24 protein-coding genes are annotated in these 24,475 nt (G+C 41.2%); 20 read left to right on the forward strand and 4 right to left on the reverse strand.

Going from position 1 to position 24,475, the window contains the following annotated elements:
• Positions 1-58 precede the first annotated feature (58 nt).
• From RI561_RS03755 to RI561_RS03785, 7 genes are all read left to right on the forward strand, one after another.
• Entirely contained in the window at positions 59-3,058 is a 3,000-nt protein-coding gene (locus RI561_RS03755) for a TonB-dependent receptor domain-containing protein (RefSeq protein ID WP_395078891.1), read from the forward strand.
• Between the two features lie 375 nt (positions 3,059-3,433).
• Positions 3,434-4,648 carry an ABC transporter substrate-binding protein gene (locus RI561_RS03760; RefSeq protein WP_395078892.1) on the forward strand — a complete coding sequence of 405 codons (1,215 nt, stop codon included), beginning with the start codon at positions 3,434-3,436 and terminating at the stop codon, positions 4,646-4,648.
• A gap of 358 nt (positions 4,649-5,006) precedes the next feature.
• Complete coding sequence (locus tag RI561_RS03765) at positions 5,007-5,846, forward strand: ABC transporter permease subunit (RefSeq protein WP_395078893.1); 840 nt, start codon at positions 5,007-5,009, stop codon at positions 5,844-5,846.
• Positions 5,843-6,613: an ABC transporter permease gene (locus RI561_RS03770; RefSeq protein ID WP_395078894.1), complete on the forward strand. Its 771-nt coding sequence runs from the start codon at positions 5,843-5,845 to the stop codon at positions 6,611-6,613. The genes RI561_RS03765 and RI561_RS03770 overlap by 4 nt, the downstream gene beginning before the upstream one ends.
• 1 nt (position 6,614) lies before the next feature.
• On the forward strand, positions 6,615-7,331 hold the full coding sequence (locus tag RI561_RS03775) for an ABC transporter ATP-binding protein (protein WP_395078895.1): 717 nt from the start codon (positions 6,615-6,617) through the stop codon (positions 7,329-7,331).
• Between the two features lie 409 nt (positions 7,332-7,740).
• Positions 7,741-8,547 carry a 5'-methylthioadenosine phosphorylase gene (locus RI561_RS03780; protein ID WP_395078896.1) on the forward strand — a complete coding sequence of 269 codons (807 nt, stop codon included), beginning with the start codon at positions 7,741-7,743 and terminating at the stop codon, positions 8,545-8,547.
• On the forward strand, positions 8,540-9,595 hold the full coding sequence (locus tag RI561_RS03785; RefSeq protein ID WP_395078897.1) for a phosphotransferase: 1,056 nt from the start codon (positions 8,540-8,542) through the stop codon (positions 9,593-9,595). The genes RI561_RS03780 and RI561_RS03785 overlap by 8 nt, the downstream gene beginning before the upstream one ends.
• A 3-nt stretch (positions 9,596-9,598) precedes the next feature.
• Here RI561_RS03785 and RI561_RS03790 read toward each other — a convergent pair whose 3' ends face one another.
• Genes RI561_RS03790 through RI561_RS03805 form a run of 4 tightly spaced genes read right to left on the reverse strand, consistent with a single transcriptional unit; the run spans position 9,599 to position 12,963 of the window.
• Positions 9,599-9,880, reverse strand: coding sequence for a DUF427 domain-containing protein (locus RI561_RS03790; protein WP_395078898.1), 282 nt, complete (start codon positions 9,878-9,880; stop codon positions 9,599-9,601).
• A 16-nt stretch (positions 9,881-9,896) separates the two neighbouring features.
• On the reverse strand, positions 9,897-10,457 hold the full coding sequence (locus RI561_RS03795) for a peroxidase-related enzyme (protein WP_395078899.1): 561 nt from the start codon (positions 10,455-10,457) through the stop codon (positions 9,897-9,899).
• 10 nt (positions 10,458-10,467) lie between these two features.
• Complete coding sequence (locus RI561_RS03800; RefSeq protein WP_395078900.1) at positions 10,468-11,838, reverse strand: FAD-containing oxidoreductase; 1,371 nt, start codon at positions 11,836-11,838, stop codon at positions 10,468-10,470.
• Positions 11,839-11,847: 9 nt separating this feature from the next.
• Complete coding sequence (locus RI561_RS03805) at positions 11,848-12,963, reverse strand: DUF3179 domain-containing protein (protein WP_395078901.1); 1,116 nt, start codon at positions 12,961-12,963, stop codon at positions 11,848-11,850.
• A gap of 34 nt (positions 12,964-12,997) precedes the next feature.
• Between RI561_RS03805 and RI561_RS03810 the strand changes: the two genes are divergently transcribed.
• The 13 genes from RI561_RS03810 to RI561_RS03870 all read left to right on the forward strand — a co-directional run bounded on the left by RI561_RS03810 (position 12,998) and on the right by RI561_RS03870 (position 24,471).
• The gene (locus RI561_RS03810) at positions 12,998-13,648 is read left to right on the forward strand and encodes an RNA polymerase sigma factor (RefSeq protein ID WP_395078902.1); all 651 of its coding nucleotides are present in this window, start codon (positions 12,998-13,000) and stop codon (positions 13,646-13,648) included.
• 50 nt (positions 13,649-13,698) lie between these two features.
• Positions 13,699-13,932 (forward strand): hypothetical protein, encoded by a 234-nt coding sequence (locus RI561_RS03815; protein ID WP_395078903.1) that lies wholly within the window; start codon positions 13,699-13,701, stop codon positions 13,930-13,932.
• A 194-nt stretch (positions 13,933-14,126) separates the two neighbouring features.
• The gene (locus RI561_RS03820) at positions 14,127-14,684 is read left to right on the forward strand and encodes a carboxymuconolactone decarboxylase family protein (RefSeq protein ID WP_395078904.1); all 558 of its coding nucleotides are present in this window, start codon (positions 14,127-14,129) and stop codon (positions 14,682-14,684) included.
• A 154-nt stretch (positions 14,685-14,838) separates the two neighbouring features.
• Positions 14,839-15,210: a hypothetical protein gene (locus RI561_RS03825; RefSeq protein WP_395078905.1), complete on the forward strand. Its 372-nt coding sequence runs from the start codon at positions 14,839-14,841 to the stop codon at positions 15,208-15,210.
• 565 nt (positions 15,211-15,775) lie between these two features.
• Entirely contained in the window at positions 15,776-17,425 is a 1,650-nt protein-coding gene (gene hutU, locus RI561_RS03830; protein ID WP_395078906.1) for a urocanate hydratase, read from the forward strand.
• A gap of 231 nt (positions 17,426-17,656) precedes the next feature.
• Positions 17,657-17,845: a response regulator transcription factor gene (locus RI561_RS03835; RefSeq protein WP_395078963.1), complete on the forward strand. Its 189-nt coding sequence runs from the start codon at positions 17,657-17,659 to the stop codon at positions 17,843-17,845.
• Between the two features lie 89 nt (positions 17,846-17,934).
• Entirely contained in the window at positions 17,935-18,519 is a 585-nt protein-coding gene (locus RI561_RS03840; RefSeq protein WP_395078907.1) for a hypothetical protein, read from the forward strand.
• Positions 18,520-18,820: 301 nt separating this feature from the next.
• Entirely contained in the window at positions 18,821-19,975 is a 1,155-nt protein-coding gene (locus RI561_RS03845) for a 6-bladed beta-propeller (protein WP_395078908.1), read from the forward strand.
• A 256-nt stretch (positions 19,976-20,231) separates the two neighbouring features.
• Positions 20,232-20,459: an addiction module protein gene (locus tag RI561_RS03850; protein ID WP_395078909.1), complete on the forward strand. Its 228-nt coding sequence runs from the start codon at positions 20,232-20,234 to the stop codon at positions 20,457-20,459.
• A complete protein-coding gene (locus tag RI561_RS03855; protein ID WP_395078910.1) occupies positions 20,456-20,767 on the forward strand; it encodes a type II toxin-antitoxin system RelE/ParE family toxin in 312 nt (103 codons plus the stop codon). The genes RI561_RS03850 and RI561_RS03855 overlap by 4 nt, the downstream gene beginning before the upstream one ends.
• Positions 20,768-20,773: 6 nt before the next feature.
• Positions 20,774-22,003, forward strand: coding sequence for an imidazolonepropionase (hutI, locus tag RI561_RS03860; RefSeq protein WP_395078911.1), 1,230 nt, complete (start codon positions 20,774-20,776; stop codon positions 22,001-22,003).
• Complete coding sequence (locus RI561_RS03865) at positions 21,985-22,968, forward strand: formimidoylglutamase (protein ID WP_395078912.1); 984 nt, start codon at positions 21,985-21,987, stop codon at positions 22,966-22,968. Before hutI ends, RI561_RS03865 begins: the two co-directional genes overlap by 19 nt.
• Before the next feature lie 234 nt (positions 22,969-23,202).
• Positions 23,203-24,471 (forward strand): histidine kinase dimerization/phosphoacceptor domain -containing protein, encoded by a 1,269-nt coding sequence (locus RI561_RS03870; RefSeq protein WP_395078913.1) that lies wholly within the window; start codon positions 23,203-23,205, stop codon positions 24,469-24,471.
• The last annotated feature ends 4 nt before the right edge of the window (positions 24,472-24,475 follow it).

Genomic DNA, 24,475 nt, shown 5'->3' on the forward strand with positions numbered 1-24,475 from the left:
ACCTGCGGCTATAATTCACTATGCAGTAGCCGCGATTTCATTTTTAATCAGATGTAACATGGAAAAATCTATATTTGCTACTATCTTACTATGGCTATGGGCGGCCACTTTGTTTGCCCAATCCGGACTTGAGATCACTGTGGTAGATCGGGAAGACGGTCGGCCGGTTTCAAATATCGAGCTCATTATCACCAATCAGAATATCGGCTTTTCCGAAACGGAAATGACGGATGAGCAGGGAAAGGTTCGGCTCACGAATCTATCGACGACCGGTGAATATGTGGTCAACATTCCGGAGGACAGTGACTATTATGGGCTTTCCTCAGATCCGCTGGAACTACGCTCAAATCAAACCAGAAGTATTACCATGGTGATCGCCTCTAAAAGCACTGTAACATTAGATGAGATTACTGTTCTGGCACCAATCACCAGAATTAATACTATTAATGCTGAAGTAGCCTCGGAATTGAGCAGTGCAGAACTGGAAAGCTTACCAATAGAGGCACGGGATATAAATAAAGCCTTGTATAGATTACCAAATGTTACACCGGCAACCGGTTTTTTCCCTGAAGCGCCAACGGTTAGTATCAACGGGGCAAATTCGCTATACACCAATTACCTGATCGACGGGATGGATAACAACGAGCAATTTTTGGGCGGACCCAAATTTCCTATCCCCACCGGGTTTTTGCAGAATGTGACGGTGATGACCAATAATTACTCCACAGAATATGGACTTTCCGGAAATGGGGTGTTCAACATCACGACCAAATCAGGGGGCAATGAGCTTGAGGGTGAAGCCTTTTATGTTGTTCGTCCCGGCGCGGTAGTAGATGGACAGTCAGATTTTGCCCAGCGTGATCTTTCAGGTAACCAGGTTAAGGAAGGATTTCAGCGACATCAATTCGGGTTTGGAATCGGTGGACTAATCAAAGAGGATAAAACATTTTACTACATTAACGCCGAGCAAATCTTTGACCTGAAAGATAATTTGTTGAGTTCTCCACAGCTTGGCGTGAATGAAACCGTGCCTGGACAAAATCGCTTTACCTTGCTTTCGGGGAGATTGGATCACAACTGGGGACCTAATTTCCGTTCTTCACTTCGGGTAAATTCCGGATTGATCAATATTGAACGTCAAGGCGGAGGATTGGATGGCGGACTAACTTTCCCTTCAGCCGGAAACAGTCAGGACCGAAATTCCTTTCTGGCTGCACTGAAAAACAGCTATCGAATTGGTGGGTGGAGTGGAGAAACCAACCTGCAATATTCTCGTTTCCGATGGAATTACAGCAACCCAAATAATCCGGACAGTCCGGCAGCAACGGTTTTAGGTCCATCCGGACAAACCATTGCTGTAGTTGGAAATCCCGGATTTGAATTCGACAATATAGAAAATACTGTTCAGGTTCAGCAGAATTTCATCCTGCAAAAAAACAATCATACTTTTAAAGTAGGAGCAAGTGTGTTGAGTGCAAATCATGCGCTGCTCGGAGGTGGAAATGAATTTGGGAATTATACCCTGCAGCTCAACCAATCTCAGCTTGATGCATTGCGGAATCAAAATCTGGGCTCATCACTGAACATTGAGGATCTGCCTGTTGGTGCACAAGTGTTGAATTATGCGGTGGAATTGAGACCAACCCGCTTCGGAACCAACCAAAACATCTACAGCTTTTATGTGGAAGACCTGTACTCGGTGAATTCAAATCTAAACCTAACCTTTGGTCTTCGATACGATTATGATAACCTGTCAGCTGGTGGAGGGGATGATGGCGACTACAATAACATCGCGCCCAGATTTAATTTCAATTATAAACTGAATAGCCGCAGCAGTTTCCGTGGTGGCTATGGTATTTTCTATGATAAGATCGTGTATTCGGTACATAGTGATGCTCTTCAGCAAAATTCAACCGCCGCTGATTTTAGAATTCAGTTGCAATCGCTGATTGACCAGGGAATTTTACCCCAAGATACCGACCTGGATGCCGTTACTTTTAATGGGAATGTGTCAGCTGGGATCAATAATGCCCCGTTTCCTAACGGACCCACTTCGCAGGAGATCTCAGCTGACCGCAATTATATCTTCAGCAACTCGCTGCGTATCTTAAATCCCGATGGATATGATAATCCGTACACGCATCAGTTTTCGCTGGGCTATCAGCGACAGTTGGGAGAGGATAAGTTATTCTATGTAGATCTGATGCATTCTCGTTCTGAAAACCTGTTTCGCTTGCCAGACCTCAATGCTCCGGCGCCATATCCGCTGGATGATCCGAACAATGTAAACGTACGCACCCAGCAGGAAGCTGATCTGACCCGCCCGGTTCCGATCTATTCCGATCAAAATGGAACCTACAGCATTGTGGATGGTGATACGCTCCGTGGAATTGGGCGAAATGTGGTGATGACGGAAACGGCAGGTCAGTCTCGCTATTGGGCGGCCAGTTTAAACCTTCAAAAATCCCGACTGGATGATAATTTTTCCTACCGGATCTCCTACACCTTATCGCAACTTCGTAATAACACCGAAGACATCAACTTCCGCGCACAGGATGCCAATAATTTTGAAGACGAATGGGGCCCCTCCATCAACGACCGCACGCACGTGATCAGTGGGATTTTTAGTTGGTATGCCTTGGATGGATTTTCAGTTAATATGGCCACGTTCATGCAAAGTGGTCAGCCCATCAACCGTATTCCGGATGCTGAAGTCTATGGAACCACGGACCTGAATGGCGATGGCCGCGCTTTTGGTGATGCCTATGTGGGCAACAGCGACCGAAGTCCCGGCGAATCCCGAAACAGTGATCGCTTGCCCTGGGCTACTACTTTTGATATGGGAATCCAGTACCAGGCTCCTTTTGGCAACGGACAAAAACTGGAAGTCCGGGCAGATATTTTCAATATCTTCAACACGCAAAACCTGAGCGGCTACGCCAACAACGCCACCCAAAGTAATCAGATACAGGTAGGCCCCGCTGATTCAGGATTGCTGGTGAGAAAGAATGCGAGTCCGCCAAGACAAATTCAGTTTTCTATCAGATATTTGTTTTAGTTAAGCCAAATGTAGAACCTGCGAGGGTCTGAATAGACCTCGCAGCGTTCGGTTAAAGGCATCGTGCCTGCCGTAACGCTCGCAGGAGCTATCGCACGCTGCGAGGTTACTCAGTTTGATAACCGGATTCATGAAAAGATAGAGTATAAGTAATTCCTCCCTTGAGGGAGGTGACGGACTGAACGAATGTGAAGTCTGGCGGAGGGTGTAAGCCAAGGGCAAGGTTGCTGAATTCGAACAATATTCTCCTTGGTACCAACACCTCTCCCCGCTAAAGCGGTACTCTCCTCAAGTAGAGACTTTTTCTTGTTATTCAAACATAACAATATGAATATGATCAAATTCCCAATAACCAATTCCGAATAATCAAAATACATGCCCCGATTTCATCTTTTCCTAATAATCATTCTCCTAACCACTTTAGGAGCCTGTTCTCAAAATTCACCACAAAACGACCCCCGCGATTTAAGCTGGGAGGAAGTTGAAGAAGAGGCCAAAAATTCCAAAGTCACCATGATGATGTGGATGGGAGATCCGCTCATCAACGAGTATATGAATGGCTACGTGAAGCCGCAGGTGAAAGAGCGATTGGGTATCGACCTCGAGATTGTGAATGGTCAGGGTACGCAAATTGTGTCCACGTTGATGTCTGAGTTGGAAAGCGGTCGGGCAGAGAGTCAGATCGATATGATGTGGATCAACGGGGAAACTTTTTATCAGCTTCGACAGATCGATGGGTTGTTTGGCCCTTTTACGGAATCACTCCCGAATATGCACTACGTGGATTTGGAGAATCCATTTATCGGCATCGATTTTCAGCAGCCGGTGGATGGTTATGAAGCACCGTGGGGAAATGTGCAATTCACGCTGATCTATGATCCGGACCAGGTAAATAGTCCGCCCCAAGATTTCGAGGAATTTCAGCAGTGGGTGCGACAAAATCCCCGAAAGTTTACCATTCCAACCGATTTCTCCGGAATTACCTTACTTAAATCCTGGATGTTGGCTATGCCCGAAAATCCCGATGTGTTTTATGGGGAATTTGATGAAGCAATCTATCAGGAATACAGCACCCGGCTCTGGGAAGAGATCAACGCGATAAAATCCGATTTCTGGCGAAACGGAGAGACTTTCCCGAATAGTGTAGCGCAGCTGCATCAACTATTTTCCAACGGTGAGGTCGCCTTCACCATGAGTAACAACGACAGCGAGGTAGATAATAAGATTACAGAAGGTGTTTTTCCTGAAGACAGTCGCGGTTATGTTCTTGAATCGGGAACTATTCAGAATTCCCATTTTTTGGGGATCGCTAAGCTATCCTCGAATAAAGCCGGTGCGATGGCTGTCATCAATTTCATGATTTCACCGGAAGCCCAATTTGAGAAAATGAAACCCCAAGTGTGGGGCGATGGTACTGTGCTCTCCATGGAAAAAATACCGGAAGAATGGCAGCAAAAATTCAGTGAAATCCCAGGACGAAAACAAGCACCGGAACGCATAGAAATTCAAGAAAAAGCCCTGCAAGAACCCGATCCCGAATACATGATCCGACTTTTTGAAGATTTTAGGGAGTTTGTGGTGGATGAATAGAATTTATACTTGAAGCAACCTCGCAACGCCCGATAGGACCTGCGAGCGTTGTGGATAGATAGTTCGCTAATAACCGAACGCTACGAGGACCGTTGGACGCTCGTAGGTTCTGCAATTTGTTTTAATTTTATCTACTGTGGTTGAAAATTTGAAAACAATAAAGAATAGTCTTCCCTCGAGGGAAGTGCCGGACTGAACGAATGTGAAGTCTGGCGATGGGTGTAAGCCAGGAGGAAGGTTGCTGAAATTTGGCAACGTTCTTCTTGGAGTCAACACCTCTCACAACCAATCAGGAACAACTGATTGGTTGATCTCTCCTCGAGGAGAGACTTTCTAATATTATTTTACTTGATATAATATGCCCAAAAAACTAATCATAGCACTGTTCATTTCCCTGATCCTACTGCCGCTTGGGCTGGCATTGGGATACTCATTCCTGTATAGCATTGGGGCAGTTGGGTTGCTGAGCGATGGTCTAACGCTGGACCATTGGGTTGAGCTTTTTCGGGGAGAGTTCCTGAGCTCCATCTTGTATTCGCTGTGGATCGCAATGGTTTCGGCTTCGATCGCTTTATTCCTGGCGCTGATCTTTTTATTTACGCTTCGGAATCATTTCGAAAAACCAGGCACTTATAGATTACTTTTTCTGCCACTGACAATTCCTCCCATTGTAGTAGGATTTATCATTTTTCAGATGTATTCGGGGAGTGGGATTTTATCGAGGCTGTTCTATCATTTAGGAATTGTTTCCGGCACACAAGAATTTCCCGTGATGGTTCAAGATCCATATGGAATCGGAATAATATTGGCGCATATTTTCATCGTATTTCCATTCTTTCTGCTGGTATTGCTGAATGTCTATAAAAATGAAAATCTGGCTGAGATCGAACGGGTGGCTCGTTCATTGGGAGCGTATAGAAATACGATCATTTGGAAATTACATCTTCCCATCTTAATGCGCGGGATCTTTCCTTTGTTCATCCTGTATATAATCTTTTTTATGGGAGCCTATGATATCCCACTGTTGCTGGGGCAGTCATCCCCTCAAATGATTTCTGTATTAATACTCGAAAAACTTCAGCGCTTCAATCTTGGTGATATTCCCGTAGCCTATTCGATGGCTGTTTGGTATGCATTAATTTGTATTGCAACCATTTCCTACCTGTTGATGAAGTACCGAAAGAAGGAGGCATTATGAGCAGAAAACTGACACTTGGAATCCTTTTGCTAAGCTTTATCATTCCGTTTGGTTTGCTGGTATATCTCTCATTTTCAACACAGTGGTATTACCCCTCATTGATTTCACATCCATTCACTTTAAGTCACTGGGAATCTTTTGTTACGGGAAGTTCTGGCTTGTTTAAAAGTGCAGGCTTATCCGTTTTTATTTCGCTGACGGTCAGTTTTATTGCAACGACATGTGGGTTTTTCATAAGCCGGGGAATAGCGTATCACACAAAAAGCCGGTGGTGGTTGGTTTCGGCCTACTTTCCTTATGTGATTGCCCCAGTGGTGCTTGCGGTAATGTTGAATTATTATTTTCTACAAATTGGATTTTCCGGAACGCTTATTGGGGTGATTGCAGCTCAGTTGTTGATCACCTTACCTTATGCAGTCATTTTCTTTTATGGATACTGGAATCAAAACATAAGTAACCTTGAAAACCTGGTGGCTACGATGGGAGGAAATTTCCTACAAAAAGTGAAACATGCGAGTTTGCCATCGGCCAAAGGATTACTGGTAATTTGTTTTTTTCAATGCTACTTGATCTCCTGGTTTGAATACGGACTCACCCAATTTATTGGCATCGGAAAAGTGGAGACACTGACTATTTTGGTGTATCGTTTTGTGGCTGAATCTAATCCCTATTTAGCGGCTTTGGCTGGGACAATTCTCATTGTTCCACCCATTATCTTGTTAATTGTGAACCGAAAATTCATTTTTCAAAAAGGCTGGAGCCTGTAATATGATCGAAGTTAAAAATCTGAGCAAATCATTTGGAGATGAAAAGGTGCTGAAGGAACTTAGTTTCACCCATCAGAAACATCAGACGCTTTCTATTTTGGGGGAGTCAGGCAGCGGTAAAAGTACTTTGTTAAAAATTATGGCCGGTTTATTGGATGAATTCACAGGTGATATTCAGGTGGATGAGAAATCAATAGGACATCTGAAACCGCAAGATCGTGGAGCGGTATATTTGTATCAGGAACCGTTATTGTTTACGCATTTAAATGTGGAGGAAAACATCGCTTTTGGATTGAGGATCAAGGGTGAAGATTCCGAACGAGTAGCAGCGGAAACAGCCCGAATGATCCAGCAGCTTAAGCTGACTGGTCAGGAGAAGAAATATCCGAATCAGCTTTCCGGTGGACAAAAACAGCGGGTGGCTTTTGGACGGGCATTCATCATTCACCCCAGAATATTACTGCTTGATGAACCCTTTGCCAGCCTGGATCCCGGCACACGAGAGGAAATGCAAATTCTCTTCAAAGAGATCGCCGAAAAGGAAAAAATCACCAGTTTATTCGTTACCCACGACCTGAAAGAAGCCCTCATGACCGGCGATCGTTTCGGGATGATGATCGACGGAAAACTTAAAGTCTACGAAAGCCGAGAAGACTTCATCGAAGATTCCGGAACCGGCGTAAAACAGGAAATTGAATTTTGGAGAAATTTGAAGTGATTGAAATATGAGATTAGTATCCTGTATAGGAGAATTCTTCCCTTGCCTGTCCCGTACACCTTAGTGTCGGGGAGGGAAGTTCCGGACTGAACGAATGTGAAGTCTGGCGATGGGTGTTGGTGCCAAAGGTGACTTTATGGTAGTCAAGCTCGGTAATTCTTGGCAACAACACCTCTCACAATCAATACGGGAACAGTCTTAATTTAAAAATGGGATAGCAACCCAAAAAATTGTCATCCTGAGCGCTTTCTAAGTTTTAATTTTGAAGATTGTGTGCCGCGAAGGATCTCAAAGTCTCAATAAACTTTGATGTTGTTTTCAGTTTGAGACTCTTCGCGTAAATCAGTTTTATTCAATACTAATTTTGAGACGCTCAGAGTGACAACAATTATTCATTCAACCTAAAAACATGAATCCAGAAAAATCCATTGCCATAATCTTAGGAAGCGCATTCGAAGGTAGTTTCGCAGAGCGACTTCAACTCAAAGAAGAAAAAGTTGAAACCAAATTTGGTGAGATTACCTTATACCGCTCGGAATTGAGAAAAGATCGTCCCGCTTATGTAATTTTTCGCCACGGACTTCCACATTCGTTGTTGCCTAATCAAATTAATTACCGCGCTCAGGCAGCAGCTCTTATGAAAGTAAACTGCGGAGCATTGCTCATCAACAGTTCAGTAGGGGTGATGGATGCGGATCTTCCGTTGTACCAACCCATGCTTGTTACCGACCTGATGATGCCGGAGAACCGACTTCCGGATGGGTCAACTTGCACCATGTTTCCCAAGCCATCTGAAAATCACGGACACTTGCTTATTAAAGATGGATTGTTTTCATCGGCTTTAAATACCTGGCTTATTGATCAACACGAAGGAGAAATTCATCAGGCCAAAAAAGGAGTTATATTTGTCTATGCCGGCGGACCGAGAGGAAAAACACCTGCCGAAAACCGGATGTGGGCAGAGTTCGGTGGGCAAGTTAATTCGATGACGCTGGCTCCCGAAGTGGTATTGGCGAATGAATTAGAGATCCCAACGACAGCGTTGGTTGTTGGGCATAAATACTCGGTTCCTGATGTTGAGAATCCGAAGCAAGATGAAATTGGAGCAACACTTGAGAATGCCAGATCTGCCACCGAAAAGATTCTATTCTCTTTTTTGATGAAAGGAGAACCTGTGGATTTCCAAAACGAAATGTATCGCTTTAAAGATGAGTGAGTTTTCTAAAGAAAAGCTGTTACAAATTCTTGAGGAAAATATTCCTGAGATCTCTTTAACTGGAGAGATCGAGAAGCTAAGTGGTGGAAATATCAATGTTGTATGGAGGGCAAAAGGGGAGCATAAGAATGTGATCATCAAATATGCGCCACCCCATATTGCAACCAATCCCGATGTCCCGCTAAGTAATTCTCGTATTGATTTTGAAGCGAATGCACTGAAGCTGTATAACGATAGCGAGAGATTGAAAGATATTGCAAGTTCAAAAATTCGTCCGCCTGAACTGTATTTTTTTGACGGAGAACGCTCGCTTATTGTCATGGAAGATGTGGGGGATTTACAGGAACTGAGTTCGGGAGTTTTGGCCTCCGGTTCACCCCAAAAAATAGGAGAGCGGTTAGGGATATTTATTGGTGATCTTCATCGGATTACTTTTCGGGATGAGGCGTTTGGCCGAGACTTCCATAACCTTGAAATCCAAAAAGTTCGTAATCAGTTGCAGTATCAGCCGGCGTGGGAATATGCGGGATTGGATAATGAAAAGCTGGAGGAGGAGATCAAAAAGAGAAGTCAGGATCTGGGAAATAGCTTGCTTGAAAAAGGAAAATGCCTAGTGATGGGAGATCTGTGGCCGCCATCAATATTTGTGGGAAAGAGGAACCAAATTCGGCTTATTGACTGGGAATTTGTGCATTTTGGTCGCCCGCTGCAGGATGTAGCTCATTTTGCGGCACATTGTTGGATGCAGGGACAAGTGGAGAAATCCACATACTATGGCTCCGCATGGGAAAATCTCTGGACGTCATTTTTAAAGGGCTATAAAGTTAGCACAAGTTCATTATATGGTGAGCTTTTGAATAAGCGAGAGTTGGAAGATATTGGTGTACATATTGGTGCAGAAATTTTGATACGAACTTTTGGCTCGTTTAAGAATGGTTATCTTTATGAGTCGTATGAAATAGACCACGAATTACTGCAAGGAGCAAAGGAACAAGCATTAAGATTTATTCTGGATGCTGAGGCAATTCGAAGAGAGTTTGGTTTTTAGAAATTAATTTTTCACTTCTACTTCATTCCAAAAAGCCACATAATTCTTAATCTTTTTTGCGGCATCTTTAGGTTCGGGATAAAACCAAGCGGCATTTTTATTTTCCTCGCCATCAATCTCGATGGTATAGTAGGAAGCGGTTCCCTTCCATGGACAAACTGTGTTATAATCGGAGGATTTGAAGTGTTCTTTGTTTATGGAATTTGCCGGGAAGTCGTGGTTTCCTTCAATAATAATGGTGTCATCACTTTCGGCTAAAACAGTGTTGTTCCAAATAGCTTTCATAAATAGTTTCTTAAGATTAGTAATTATAGCCTCTCATTTCCTCTTCATTGGTTGCAACACCGAGTCCAAGTACCATTCGATTTACAAAATTAAAATAGCTGATAACAAGTGTGGCATCTAAAATTGCCCGATCCGATAATCCCAATTCCTTTAAAGGTTTAAGATCTTGTTGTTCATCAATTTCATGAGACTTTTTGGTGAGTTTCTCTGCAAGCCTACACAGTTGCAAGTCAAGTTCAGATAATTCGATGTCTGAAAAATCTCGTCTAAGTTGGTTCACTTTTTGCTCGTCTCTCCAATAATGATTTAGGGCCTCCGCATGATGAAGCTGACAGTATTCACATTTATTAGCAGCAGAGACTACTACCGCCATCATTTCCCGTTGTGCTCGTTTCAGCGGAGATTTACCGAACATCACCTGCATATACAAATCCATGTGGGCGGTGATGGATTCCGGATTCAGGCTTTGGATTTTATGTACCATCGCCAGTTTACCACGGCTTTTGGTGAGGTCTTCATAAATTTTTTTCAGATTACCGGTAGCATTTTTCGGTTCAATAACTTCAATAAATGGCATGAGTTTCAGTTTAGTCCAATGGTTTTAGATTCTGTAATATAGTTGGTATCAGTTCCGAAATGGTAGGATGAATATGAACCGCCCGACTGATAACCGTGTAGGGCTGATCAGCATACATGATATCTAACAGGGAATGGATGATCTCGTCGCCATCAATGCCCACAATAGTGGCACCGAGAATTTTCTTACTATCTGCATCAACCAAGATCTTTATGAATCCTTTAGTTTCGCCTCGTTCTTTGGCCCGGGCTATGCGCGACATTTCACGATACCCGATTAACACATTCTTTTTAGATTCCTGAGCTTCGTATTCATACATCCCGATATGGCTAAGAGAGGGGTCCGTATAAAGTGAATAATTTAGAATTCGATCCGAGACTTTGCGGGGATCGTTATCAAAAAGATTTGCGGCTACGATCTCAAAGTCGTTGTAGGCAGTATGGGTGAAGGCCCCTATTCCATTTACATCGCCCAAAGCCCAAATGCCCTCTACACTGGTTTGAAGCGTGTCATCAGTAGAAATATAGTTTCGGTTATTGAGCTCAATATCGGTATGCTCCAAGCCAAGATCATCTGAATTGGGACGCCTGCCAGTAGCCACCAACAGATGGGTTCCTTTAACTTGGGGAGAACCGCTTGCACAATCAATATTCACGATTATTTCATTCTTAGATTGTGAAGCACTTATACATTTTGAGTTCAACCTGAATGTAATGCCTTCCTCTTCCAGAATTTCACGTACCGTTTTTGAAGTTTCCGGATCTTCACGTCCAATAATTTCTTCTCCTTGCTCAATAATAGTCACTTGGCTACCGAACCTCCGGAACATTTGCCCAAATTCAAGCCCGATATAACTTCCGCCCACAATGACCAGGTGTTCGGGGACTTTCTCTAATTCCATGACCTCTGCATTCGTCATATAATCCACTTCCTGTAAGGCGGGAGGTACAAAAGGCCGAGCCCCGGTATTAATAAAGATTTTTTCTGCGGTTAATAATCTATTACCAACTTGAAGCGTATAATTGTCAGTAAATCGGGCGTGGCCTTCAATTACAGTCAGGTTTTCGGTCTCTCTCAACCAGCCCTCTACACCTTCAGTCGAATTTTTAACCAACTTCTCTTTGCGTGCTTTAACTTTTTTAAGATTTACGCTGATATCTCCACTGATCTCTACACCAAACTCATCACCCCGACGAGCCATATATACTGCCCGGGCACTCGCTACCATTGCTTTTGTTGGTGTACAGCCGGTATTCACACAAGTCCCGCCAAATTTATCTCTTTCGATGACAGCGGTTTTCAATCCTTCAGCTGCGCAGCGGGCTGCAAGTGAGGGACCTGCTTGTCCGGTTCCAATTACAATTGCATCAAAAGTTTCCATATTGATTTATTATTGAGTATAAATTTCAGTTTCAGGCCAAAAAACCAACCAGGCAAAGGCGAAGTAATCTCCGAAGATCAATTGCTCTAATTGTTGTCCTTCCAGGGGACCATCTATGGCCATTCCGGAGATATTCCATTTTGATCCTGTTTGATCGTCGGTAATATTACCATCATAATATGAGAAAGTGAGTGTTTGATCATTTACCATTCTGTCAAATGCACCGGTAGTTCCATCTTTACGTGATTGTGAAATTTTAGAGGCATCCATGGCCGAGCGGGCGCCATCAGTATGAAAAACGACAATCGGTTTATTGTCAATTTCATCATGAATGATTTTTTGATCTTGTGTAATAGAAAAGGGATAAGCTTTTTGCTGATCATCAACCCGAACACCCACCACTTTTTGCATTGGTTTAAGCCTGTCATCTTCAGGCTCATCCATAAAAAGAGGGGTGTTATTAATATCATCATAACCTACGTAAGGGTTTTTGCCGTATGGTCTGTTATGCCCCGTTTCCTTAGAAAGTACGCTACCTTCAGGATACGCCTCACGGAATTGTTCAAATGACATAAGCTGGCTGGGCAGGATCTTGAGTTTGGTTCCGGTGTAATCTCCAACAAGGGCCTCGCCTGTAAATTGCTGCCATAGAGATTCTGTTTTGCGGTCGAACATGATCATATCGGAATGACGCAGGAAACCGGATACACCAAAGTTATGCGTATTTCCATCAATGCGGCGATCAAAAACGATTGCTGAATAGCAAAGAGGACAAAAGGTGACTAACACCGGAGTATCTTCAATCTGATCATTCACAATTTCATGCCAAATTAAAATTTGCAGGGGATAAGCTCGTGAAGTACCATTGAGCTGAAAAGCGATCACAGGTTCTTCAGCATTCAACCAAGAGTCAGCCTCTTCAAATGAAACAAACTTTGGATTGTTGATCGCAGGAATTCCATCCTTAGGAGGTCCACCCGATTTCAATGAGTTTAAATCGATACTCTTTTTTGTGAAATTGGTTTCCCAATCCCTAAATTCTTGTCCATTAGCATTATTTAGAGAACATACCATTACAACTAAAAACAAAGCAGTCAAAACACTATTATAAGAGATATATTTCATTGGCCTCTAAACTTTAATTTTGAAAATATTTAGAATGATCAACTGGTTTAAAAGACGCAGCCAATCTTCAAATTCTTACCAAACCAACGAGGAGTGGATATCGGCTTTAAAACCCCCTCCTGAAGATGCTGCTATCCAACAGCTTCGGAATCATTTGGTAAAAGGCCTTAAAGCTTCCCTTTATAAATATGTAGATCGGGAACTGGATAATTTTGTGGAAGACATTGCCCAGGATTCGGTTTTAAAAATTTTAGATAAGTATGACACGTTCCGGGGCGAGAGTAAGTTTACGACCTGGGCCATGAAGGTTGCTGTAAGAGAGGGATATTCTGAGCTTCGTAAAAAGCGATATAACGATATTTCTCTGGAACAATATAGCAGCTACAATCCCGACGAAAAAGAAGCAGTAGAAATTGAGCATGAGCAAGCCGGTCCCGACCAATTGACGCATGAATCGATGGTGGTGCAAAAGGTGATGAAGATCATGGAGGAAGAACTCACGAAAAAGCAGCAAAAAGTACTTCAGCTTTTAATGATAGATCAAATACCCATGACCGTAGTATCAGAAATGATGGACAGTAACCGAAATGCGATCTACAAATTGGTGCATGATGCCCGCCTGAAATTAAAGAACCGGATGGAAGTGGAAGGAATGGATCCGGAAGAAATTTTAAATGAGATGTAAGAAGTTTTTGAGATATCGCATCTGAACTGCAAATACACAAAATGATGAAATTGAATAAAGACGTTTTAAAAAAAATACTGAGTAAATTACCACAAACCCATGAAGAAGAAATTGGGTGCGACGATTGCTTTGAAGAATTGCACACTTTTGCTGAAATGGAATTGGAGGGTAAATCACCCGAAAAAGCTATGCCGCTAATTAAAGAGCATCTGGATAATTGCGGTGAATGTCGACAGGAATACCAGGCTTTGCTTGAAGCTATTAAAGTACTGAATGATAAATAGCGTTCGGCTGTAGTGAATTTGATTAAAGACCTGTCAGGTCTTTTTTTATCCAATAGAAATATTGGAGTTTACGAGAGGGGGCTAAATGACTAAAACTTCGCTTAAATAAGAAAGTAAGATCTTGGGGAACCGGCTCATCTAAGTAGTGTATTATTTCTTACGAACTATAACCATTACTATTAAAAATTATTACCATGAATTTTACTATTTATAACGAAGAGAACGCACCGGAAGATGCAAAACCATTTCTAAAAGGAGCCAAAGAAAAATTTGGGTTCGTACCAAATTTATTGGGCGAATTTGCAGAAGCACCCGCTGTGTTAGAGGGATATCTTAAACTGGATGAAATTATAGGTAAGACCGATTTCACCCCACAAGAACAACAGCTGGCAATCCTCGCCGTAAGTATTGAAAATGAATGCCACTACTGCTCAGCTATTCATTCAACCGTTTTAAAAAATCAGCTGAATACGGATGAGAATATTGTTAATTCGGTGCGAAACGGAGATCCGCTTCCTGATGCTAAACTAAATGCATTAGTGAATTATACGCGCAAAGCAGTTGAAAAACGAGGACACGTATCTGAGGGTGACTTGGAAGCTTTTCTTAGTGCCGGTTATTCCAAGAAAAATGCGCTGGAGATCAACTTGATCATTGCACTGAAAACAATCAGCAACTACACCAATCACTTAGCTGATACGCCACTTGATGAAGCCTTCCAACCGGAAGCTATAGAATTTGAGACGGCTTAAAACCTCTCAATAATTACAAGTCTAAGCTTGTAATTCTTCTACTCGTTCAAACCCCGGTCACTTGTGGCCGGGGTTTCTTTTTAATTTTATGTTATTTTGAGGGGACGGACTAAATCTAATACCATTTTATATGAGACTCTTTAGTAAAATTATAATGACTTCAAGCGCTGTTCTTTTTATACTCATGGGACTCGGGATCAGCTTCTTCCCTCAAGAAACCGGACGAATTTTTGGAACAGCCTCTCAGTATGGCATGGACCTGCTGATCATGAAAATGGTGGGGGCACTTTTGTTCGGTTTTGGGGTGATTAACTTTATGGCCCGGCGAAGTCCGATTGGCGGTATTTATGGTAGGTCTATTGTGATGGGTAATTTGATGATGACCCTAATCATAGGTGCTCAATTTTTGAAATTTGTCTTCCGTCAAGATGCGGTGGCCGGTCAGGTTTGGATCATTGGAATTCTTTTCATTCTGTTTTCGCTTGGTTTTATAAAACTCTTTTTCACCTCACCCGTGGAAGAGTAATTTTTGGGGGTGAGCTTTTCTTTTCGATAGTGTTAGGTGAATTTGAGGTAAAATATCACCTTGTTGTCATAGCGAGTCAATTATTTCGAACCACTCCGTGACTATCAATTACAGATGAATATTAAATTACTCTGTACGCCCCACCAGTTCTCACTTCGGCCTTAGAAAAAAGTGTTAAAAAAACGAACGGAATGTAGCGTTAAGAAAGAAATCATACCGCACGGGTGGTTGATTGAAGGCAAGCCCCGAGAAGGGGCATTGATTTCTTTTAGTGGAATGAAGGGCGTTTTAGCACTTTTTTCGCAGCCGGGGGTTTTTGTTTCTTTTGGCGGTCCAAAAGAAAGGGGAAGTGCGGAGAGACAAAATATTTAGCCCCGAATCTGTATTTATCAGTTTTATAGTTAATAAAAATGTAGAAAATAAGTCTGTCACCTCCTCAATGGTGTTGCCGGTGTGTGGTTGAATTTTTTTACTAAGGAAGACACGCATCACCAATTTTCTATCTAACATACGTTAATGTATATTCCTGAGTCAGAGTTATTTAGAAGATCAAAAGAGAAATATTATGCCAAGAACAGTCAAAGCACCGACAGGATCTGAACTAAACTGCAAAAGCTGGCTCACGGAAGCTCCTTTTCGAATGATCCAGAATAACCTCGATCCTGATGTAGCTGAGAAACCGGAAGAATTGGTTGTTTATGGAGGTATCGGCCGTGCCGCAAGAAACTGGGAAAGCTTCGATAAAATCCTGGAATCCCTAAAATCCATGAGTGATGAAGAAACGCTGCTGGTGCAATCCGGGAAACCGGTTGGGATTTTCAAAACCCACAAAGATGCTCCGCGCGTATTGATTGCCAACTCTAACCTCGTTCCCAAATGGGCGAACTGGGATCACTTCAACGAACTCGATAAAAAAGGCTTGATGATGTATGGACAGATGACCGCAGGTTCGTGGATCTATATCGGAAGTCAGGGCATTGTACAGGGGACCTATGAAACCTTTGTATCTATGGCTAAGAAGTATTTTGGGGGTGATTTATCCGGAAAATGGATTCTCACCGCAGGACTTGGCGGAATGGGTGGAGCTCAGCCACTGGCAGCAAAAATGGCCGGGGCGAGCATGCTGGCCGTGGAATGCCGGGAATCCCGCATCGACATGAGATTGAAGACGGGCTATGTAGATAAAAAAGCAACTTCACTGGATGAAGCTCTTAAAATCATCAACAAATCAGTGGAGGAGAATAAGCCCGTCACAGTAGGTTTACATGGAAATGCTGCGGATATTTATCCAAAATTGTTAGAAAGAAATGACATCCCCGATGCGGTAACCGATCAAACGAGCGCACACGACCCGTTAAACGGGTATTTGCCCATAGGAATGAGTGTGTTGGAATGGGAGGAAAAGCAGAAAACGCATCCCAAAGAAGTGATAGAACAAGCCCGAAAGTCTATTGCCGTACAAGTGCGGGCGATGCTGGAATTCCAGGAAAAAGGTTTGCCGGTGTTTGACTATGGAAATAATATCCGACAGGAAGCTTTTGATGTGGGGGTAAAAAATGCCTTTGCCATCCCTGGATTTGTACCGGAATATATTCGTCCGCTTTTTTGCAAAGGCATTGGCCCGTTTCGCTGGGTGGCGCTTTCGGGAGATCCGGAGGATATCTATAAAACTGATGAAAAAGTGAAAGAGCTTATTCCAGATGATTCTCACCTCCACAACTGGCTGGATATGGCCAAAGATCAAATTCAGTTCCAGGGATTGCCGTCCCGAATTTGTTGGGTGGGATTGGGACAGCGCCATAAACTTGGATTGGCCTTCAATGAAATGGTCAGAAACGGTGAGCTAAAAGCACCTGTGGTTATTGGCCGCGACCACTTGGATTCCGGGTCGGTTGCAAGTCCCAATCGCGAAACCGAAGGGATGAAAGATGGTTCGGATGCCGTCTCTGACTGGCCCATTTTGAATGCGTTGTTGAATACATCTTCCGGAGCCACTTGGGTCTCATTCCATCATGGCGGCGGCGTTGGAATGGGCTTCTCTCAACATGCCGGACTCGTAATTGTGTGCGATGGAACCGAAGAAGCTGACCGAAGATTAGAGCGCGTCCTTTGGAACGACCCTGCCAGCGGAGTTATGCGCCATGCGGATGCGGGTTATGAAATTGCGGTCGATTGTGCGAAAGAACATCAACTCAAACTGCCGTTTAATAGATAATAAATAGCAGAAAGCAATTTTACTTTGGATATTTAAAATTATTTATAATTTTTAAAGCAGTTACTTCGGGGTAAAGTAAAAAAGGAAGGACTAAGTAGGCATAATTTTAGTTTGAAGGAATAAACTAAACATGAACAATACACTTAGTACTTATGACACATTTAGAAAAAAATTCAAATAATAACACCAAGCACCAAGCACCAAGCACCAAGCACCGAATATATCGAAGCGATTAAAAGGCTAACGCCGCGTGAAGTGGAAGTGTTAGATTTGACAGGGGTAGGTCATACCTGTAAAGAAATTGGGGAACAATTATTCATTTCAAAACGAACGGTTCATAAACACAGAGAGAATATTAGAAAAAAACTGGGATTGAGTGGATTCAATTCTGTAATGAAATGGTATCAAAAAAAGCCATAGTGCGTAAAATAATACGTAGTAGTACGTATTTCATGGGATTTTTATTTCTTACTTATTAGTTCAAAACCTGTGCTCAAGTAATAAGTATAATGTTAGAAAAAACTTCCAACATATTTTTTATCGTTTCAGGACTAATAATTGTATTAGGAATAACCTTAGTTTTACAAAGAAATAGTACAATCAATGAAAAAAAGGAAGTAGCTCCTAAAAAAGAGATTTATGAGGTTGAACTATCGAAATCAGAAGTTGTACTTGAAGAGTTACTGTCAGATACAACTTTAAATTATTATCGAAATAAAAATTTAGAATCTGAGATTGTAATTATACATACTTTAAGAGCACTTTCTTGTCATAACTGCCCTCATGACAATAAATTCATAGTTGAATATCTTGACAAAAAAGAAAAGAGTTTTAATCAAATGATCTGGTTTTTAGATCAGATCAATTCTTTCTCAATAAACGCTGCGTCACAGCATTCTCTGGATAGAAATTATTTGATTGGTTTTCATGATAAATACAGACCCATTTTTTTAGTTAATAATAGACTATGGGATCGTTCAATTCTAATCTTCAAAGATGGAAAGATTAAAAAAAGGATTTTACTTCCATATAATCTTGAGTTTAAATCAGATAGTTTACTCACTGTCATCAATAATAAAATAGAAGAGGTATAAATAAAATGAAAAGTAAAATTAAGTTTTTAGTTAGTTGTGTAGTATTAGCATTAAGCCTTTCATTTATGGGTATTAGTGCCAGTACAGTAGAAGTTACAGGTAACTGTTTAAATTGTGGATCATTTCAAGGATGTTATGAGGGTGACTCATATTTAAACTTGACTCATATTTAAACTGTGGTTATTCTTCATGTGAAATTGTACCTGGCTGGCCTCCCTGTGAGGTTGATGGTTATGGTATATGTAGTGGCGCTCCAGGAGATTGTATTCCTGTCGAGTAACAATAGTTTCTATAAATGAGTATGAAATATTTACTAATATTAGCAATTGTACTTACAGAGAGTATTGGTTTTGATCTTAACCTTCAGACCAATACTCTTTTTAAGTTTGAAGGTGAATTAAAAAATGGTGAGCCTATGGGAATTCCTATACATGTAAGCTCATTCAGTGACGGGAGTTTTGTACTTTATGAACATGATATACAGGGGTTGAAAGTTTTTGATAGATCAGGGAAGTTGATTGATACGTTATCGAGAAGAGGAAGAGGACCGGGAGAGCTTATAGAAATCGATCATATTTTTGTAGATAATAACGATCAACTTTTAGTGGTGGACCATGTACAATTAAAACTTTCTTCATTAAAGAGAAATCAAGAGTCGAATGACCATTTCATTTTTGAAACACGTCCTCGTGTTCGAAGTATTCATCAAAAAAAAGATGGAAGTTATATTTTGGCCTCTAAAAAATATTGGGGTCCTGATATGCTTAATAACCGGAAGTTATATCATTTTATGAGTAGTAATTTTCAGCTGTCTGATGATGGAATAATTGAGTCTGGAGATTTAAGTAAGGAAGGTCCTGGCTCTCTTTCAGATATAGTAATGAGTGGAAGTACTCGTTTAACCGATAATTCAATTTTAACGATGAATGATGACTTGGTTGTTGCACCGATGTTATATAATGGGGAGATATTGGTATTTGAAAATGAAACCAATTATGTGACCAACTATACTATTCAAACTTCCGATTATGGTCCGGCTTATGAAGAATACTCTGATTCAAAACCTCTTGATTATGAACTGATAGAAAGTGAGGGCATTAATATGATTTCCAATCAAAAAGGGCGAAGAAGTTTTTATCACTTCAATAAGAGCTTAGGGTTATTCCGGTTGAATTCAGGGGAGATCATTCACTTTGTACAAACCCAAAAAGACAATAGAGCTGCTTTAATGGTTGAAGTTTTAGACAAAGAAGCCAATGAAGTTTTAGGTGTTCAAGAGTTAGAGAAAGTGGGAGACCTATATATTGAAGAAAATATAAAAAAAGGCTCAAAGCATGGTTATATCGAGCTGAACTTTCACCATGTAGACAAGAACAATCGCTTGTATGTGTCCCGTTTTGGTGATAATCATCAACCCGAATTACACGTTATACAGTTAGATATTACCACTAATTGATTTCTATATCTCCCCTTAACCAAGCCTGATAGAAATATTGCAAATCTATCAGGCTTTTTATTTTATATACTGATCTTTAACTGAAGCTGTCAGCTTCTATAGGTCCTCGTAGTATTCAACCGCAACGCTCGCAAGACCTAACGGATGCTGCGAAGCTGTCCCAAAGATGTGATTTGTGTGGCTATGCTTTAGGTTGTAATGCCAATTATTTGATTTTTGCTATATTGCATCAGATTAAAACAAAGGAGGAAGTGTCATGATCAAAGAAAAAATTCAGGAAGAAGTACTTAAGCTATCCAAAAAAGACCGAGCTGAACTAGCTCGTCTATTGATTGAAAGCCTTCCTGTTGAAAGGAAATATGAATCTGAGGAAGCATGGGCAAAAGAACTGAAAAGAAGAATAGATCAGTATGAAAGTGGAGAAGGCTCATCAACCTCGTGGAGTGAGGTAAAAAAAAATGCCAAAGCAATGCTTGATAAATGAGTAAAATTGCTCTTGAAATTAGAAGTCAAGCTGAAGATGAATTCTATGACACTATTGATTACTATAAAGACATCGATCCATCTCTTGCTGATGACTTTATTATAGAATTTGAAAAATTTTTAGAGAAAATTTTAGCTTTTCCTGAAGCAGATCATCCATATCTATATCTATATCAATCAAAAAGGATAATACTTGATCGTTTCCCATACTCCATTGTTTATAAGGTTTATGGAGATGAAAAAGTTGTGGTGTATGCTGTATTTCATATGAGAAGAAAGCCTGGATATTGGAAAGAACGACTTAAATAAAGTTATATGGCCAATCTCTTAATCCAAAATATATCACAAATTGCCACCCCAAAACCGGCGGCATATCGAGGTTCTGAACTTCGAAGTTTAAAGGTATATGAAAATGCCGCAATTTATATTTCCGATGGAGTAATCAAAGCACTTGGGAAACTTTCTCAGGTGCTGGAACAGGTAGAAGGCCACCCTGAAATTCTGGATGCAGAGGGGAAAGCAGCAGTGCCGGGATTTGTGGATTCCCATTCTCACCTAGTGTTTGGAGGGAACCGCGCCGATGAATTTGCCATGCGTTCGGCAGGGATGAGCTACGAGGAAATAGCCGAGCAGGGCGGCGGTATCGTCTCAACCGTTGAAGCTACCCGGAAAGCTTCCAAAGAAGAATTAAAGAACCTGGCTCGCATTCGGCTGCAAAAAGCATTGAAGCAGGGCATTACCACTATGGAAATAAAAAGTGGGTATGGCCTGGATCTGGAAACGGAACGTAAAATGCTGGAAGTCATTAACGAGCTGAAGGAAGAGCAACCGATTGAGCTTACATCGACCTTTCTTGGAGCCCATGCAGTTCCAAAAAATTCAACTAAAGAGAAATATTTAGCAGAAGTTTTAGAAATGATTCCCGAGATAGCGGAATTAGCGGAGTATTGCGATGTGTTTTGTGAGAAGGGATACTTTACAGTAGAAGAAACACGAAAAGTATTCAGGAAAGGGGTCGAACACGGACTCAAACCTAAACTTCACACCAACCAATTCAACGATATCGGTGGAGTGGAGATGGCTATCGAACTCGGAGCCGTTTCGGTGGATCATCTGGAAGTATTGAGTGATGAGGATGTGCAGCGTTTGTCCCGAAGCGAAACAGTAGCTACACTGTTACCGGGCGTCTCCTACTTTTTGAACATTCCCTATTCCCCCGCCCGAAAACTACTGAATGCCGGCGCCTTGGTTGTTTTGGCAACAGACTTCAATCCCGGTTCCTCTATGACTATTTCCATGCAATTGTTGATGAGCATGGCATGTACCAAAATGGGGATGTCGGTGGAAGAAGCTCTTTGCTGTGCTACTCAAAACGGGGCAAAGGCTTTGGAAAAAAGTAAATTGGGCGCCATTGCCCCGGGCTTTCAAGCAGATATCTTGTTATTAGATACAGACAATTACAAAGATCTGGCCTATTTCTTTGGGGAAAATCACGTGCATACGGTCATCAAAAAAGGAAAGAAAGTATGGGAATTGAGAGGATAGAACATCTTTTAAATCCGGTTAAAGATGGATTCCGGAAGCTTCGATCGCATGATAAACATGATCATTGGCTGGTTCAGGAAATATTATTTGAAAATCGGGACTATGATCAAGCCACTAATGTGTTAGTTGGATGTCCACAGCATGAAGGGGTCCAACGAAATAATGGGCGAATTGGGGCAGCGGAGGCCCCCAATAAAATCCGGGAACAGCTGTATAAAATGCAGATTGCTACGGGTGAACCGGTGAAATTATTTGACGCGGGCAACATCAAAACGGATTATTATGATATGTCAGATGATATCGATTTGATGAGTACTCAAAAGGAAGACTCTTTGGATGTAATTCATAATGCGCTGACGAAAGTTGTGTCTGAGTTTTTGAGGAATGGAAAAAAAGTGGTTGTACTGGGGGGAGGCAATGATATTTCCTATGCAGATGTTCGCGCGCTGGCGGAAGTTGAACGCGATATTTCAGTCATCAATATAGATGCTCATTTGGATATGCGTATGGCCGAGGAAATGACGAGTGGTACACCCTATCGAAAAGCCATTGAAGATCATTATTTGGTGCCGCATCATTTTTATGAATTTGGGATTCGCAGGGAATCGAATGGAGCTTTTTATTTGAATAATGCGAGAGAGCAGGGGGTTAATATTCATTTGATGAATGAATTAGTTCTGAAGGGGGTAGAGTCGACATTCCACCGCATATTGAGGCAAATCGGAAACCGCCCACTTTTCCTGGGATTGGATATGGATTCCATCCAAGCTTCGGATGCGCCGGGGGTAAGTGCTTCGTCACCCAGTGGTTTATCAGGGAGAGAAGTAAATCAGTGTATCCATCACGCCAAACAAAAAGAAAACCTAAAGGTGTTTGAGATTACTGAGGTGAATCCAAAATACGATGTGGATAACCGAACAGTGAAGTTAGCTGCGCAGTTTATATTTGCTTTTCTATTTGGATGAGGGATGAATACAGGTATAGTTTATTTCAACGGATATTCATTTCATCTTAATAAAATTATGTTAGTATGGAGTAATAGGTTGGTGAGCGTATTTACTTAAGTGTTATAATCTTAAAAAGAAGTCATTAAGAGGTTAAAAGTATAATTTTTAGACTATAGTCTGTTTAAAAAGTTGCTTGTTATCAATAGGTTCACACGCCAATAAAAAGAGTTCGGCTACATTTAACCAGATAAGATGATCAAAAGAAAAGACATTCAAGAACTTTTCGGTAAAGTTGTAAGACAAGAGAGGTTATCTTTGGGCTTGACCCAGTCTGAATTAGCTGAAAAATCAAATTTAGATAATACTTATATCTCCCAGATTGAAAGGGGACTGGCCAATCCAAGTATTTTTACTTTGTATAAAATTTCAGATTCATTGAACCTCACCGAGTCTGAGGTGTTCAATAGAATGAGAACTCCATTAATTTCAAGCGGAGAAAAAGTAACCAGCAATATTGACGAGCTTGAAATTATATATAACGCTGTTGTTAAGTTAGATGCCAGTTTATTACTGACTACCACTCACGATGATGAATACCGAGTAATTTATTGCAATGATGCTTTTCTGTCATTTATTAAAAGTGAAAGAAAACAGGTTATTGGAAGAAAGTTGATTGATATTTTAGCTGACGGTACAAATAATGATAAGCTTATTAACTTCCTGGATCAGTTGAAGGAGGATACCTCAAAAAGTGATTTTATCACGAGATCAAATGGAAATGGAGATCAAATACAGCTGGAAATAAATGCTTCACCAATAGTTAGCAAAACAGAACCGGTAGAGCAGCAATTATTTATCCTGAAGAAAAAATATTATGACATAAATAAAACTTCCAAAGTTGATGAAACAACAAAAAAGTATAAGCTACTTTTAAATGAGACAAATCATCGCGTAAAGAATAATCTTTCTATTATTGTTGGAATTATAGATGTAAGTCTTTTTGAGGTTGAAGATGAATCGGTGAAGTCAATTTTACAGGATACTCAATTACGAATAAGTTCTATTGCTCATATTCATGAACTATTAGTAAATGCGGATGATCATAACAGGTTGGGTATAAAAGATTATTTGGATAAACTGTCAAACGTAATTTCAAATACATACGACTATAAGGACGGGGTTGAACTTTCAACCAGTATTGGTGTAGAGGATTTAGGTATCAATCAAGTCATTACTTTTGGATTGTTGAGCAATGAGCTAATGACTAATTCGTACAAATATGCTTTTCCGAGACAGCAGAGAGGGGATATAGAATTAGAGATGAGCTATAACCAAAACGGAAAAATTAAATTTAGGTATGAAGATAACGGAGTCGGTTTTGATAAATCATATTTCGACCAAACCGACTCACTGGGATTCAACCTGATTCATACATTTTTAGATCAGCTACAAGCTAATAATGTTTATGTGAATACAACGGATGGCTTTAAGTTGAGTTTTGAAGTAGATAGAGTGGACTGAAAAA

Origin of the sequence: Gracilimonas sp., assembly GCF_031581265.1 — a bacterium.
Lineage (GTDB): Bacteria > Bacteroidota > Rhodothermia > Balneolales > Balneolaceae > Gracilimonas.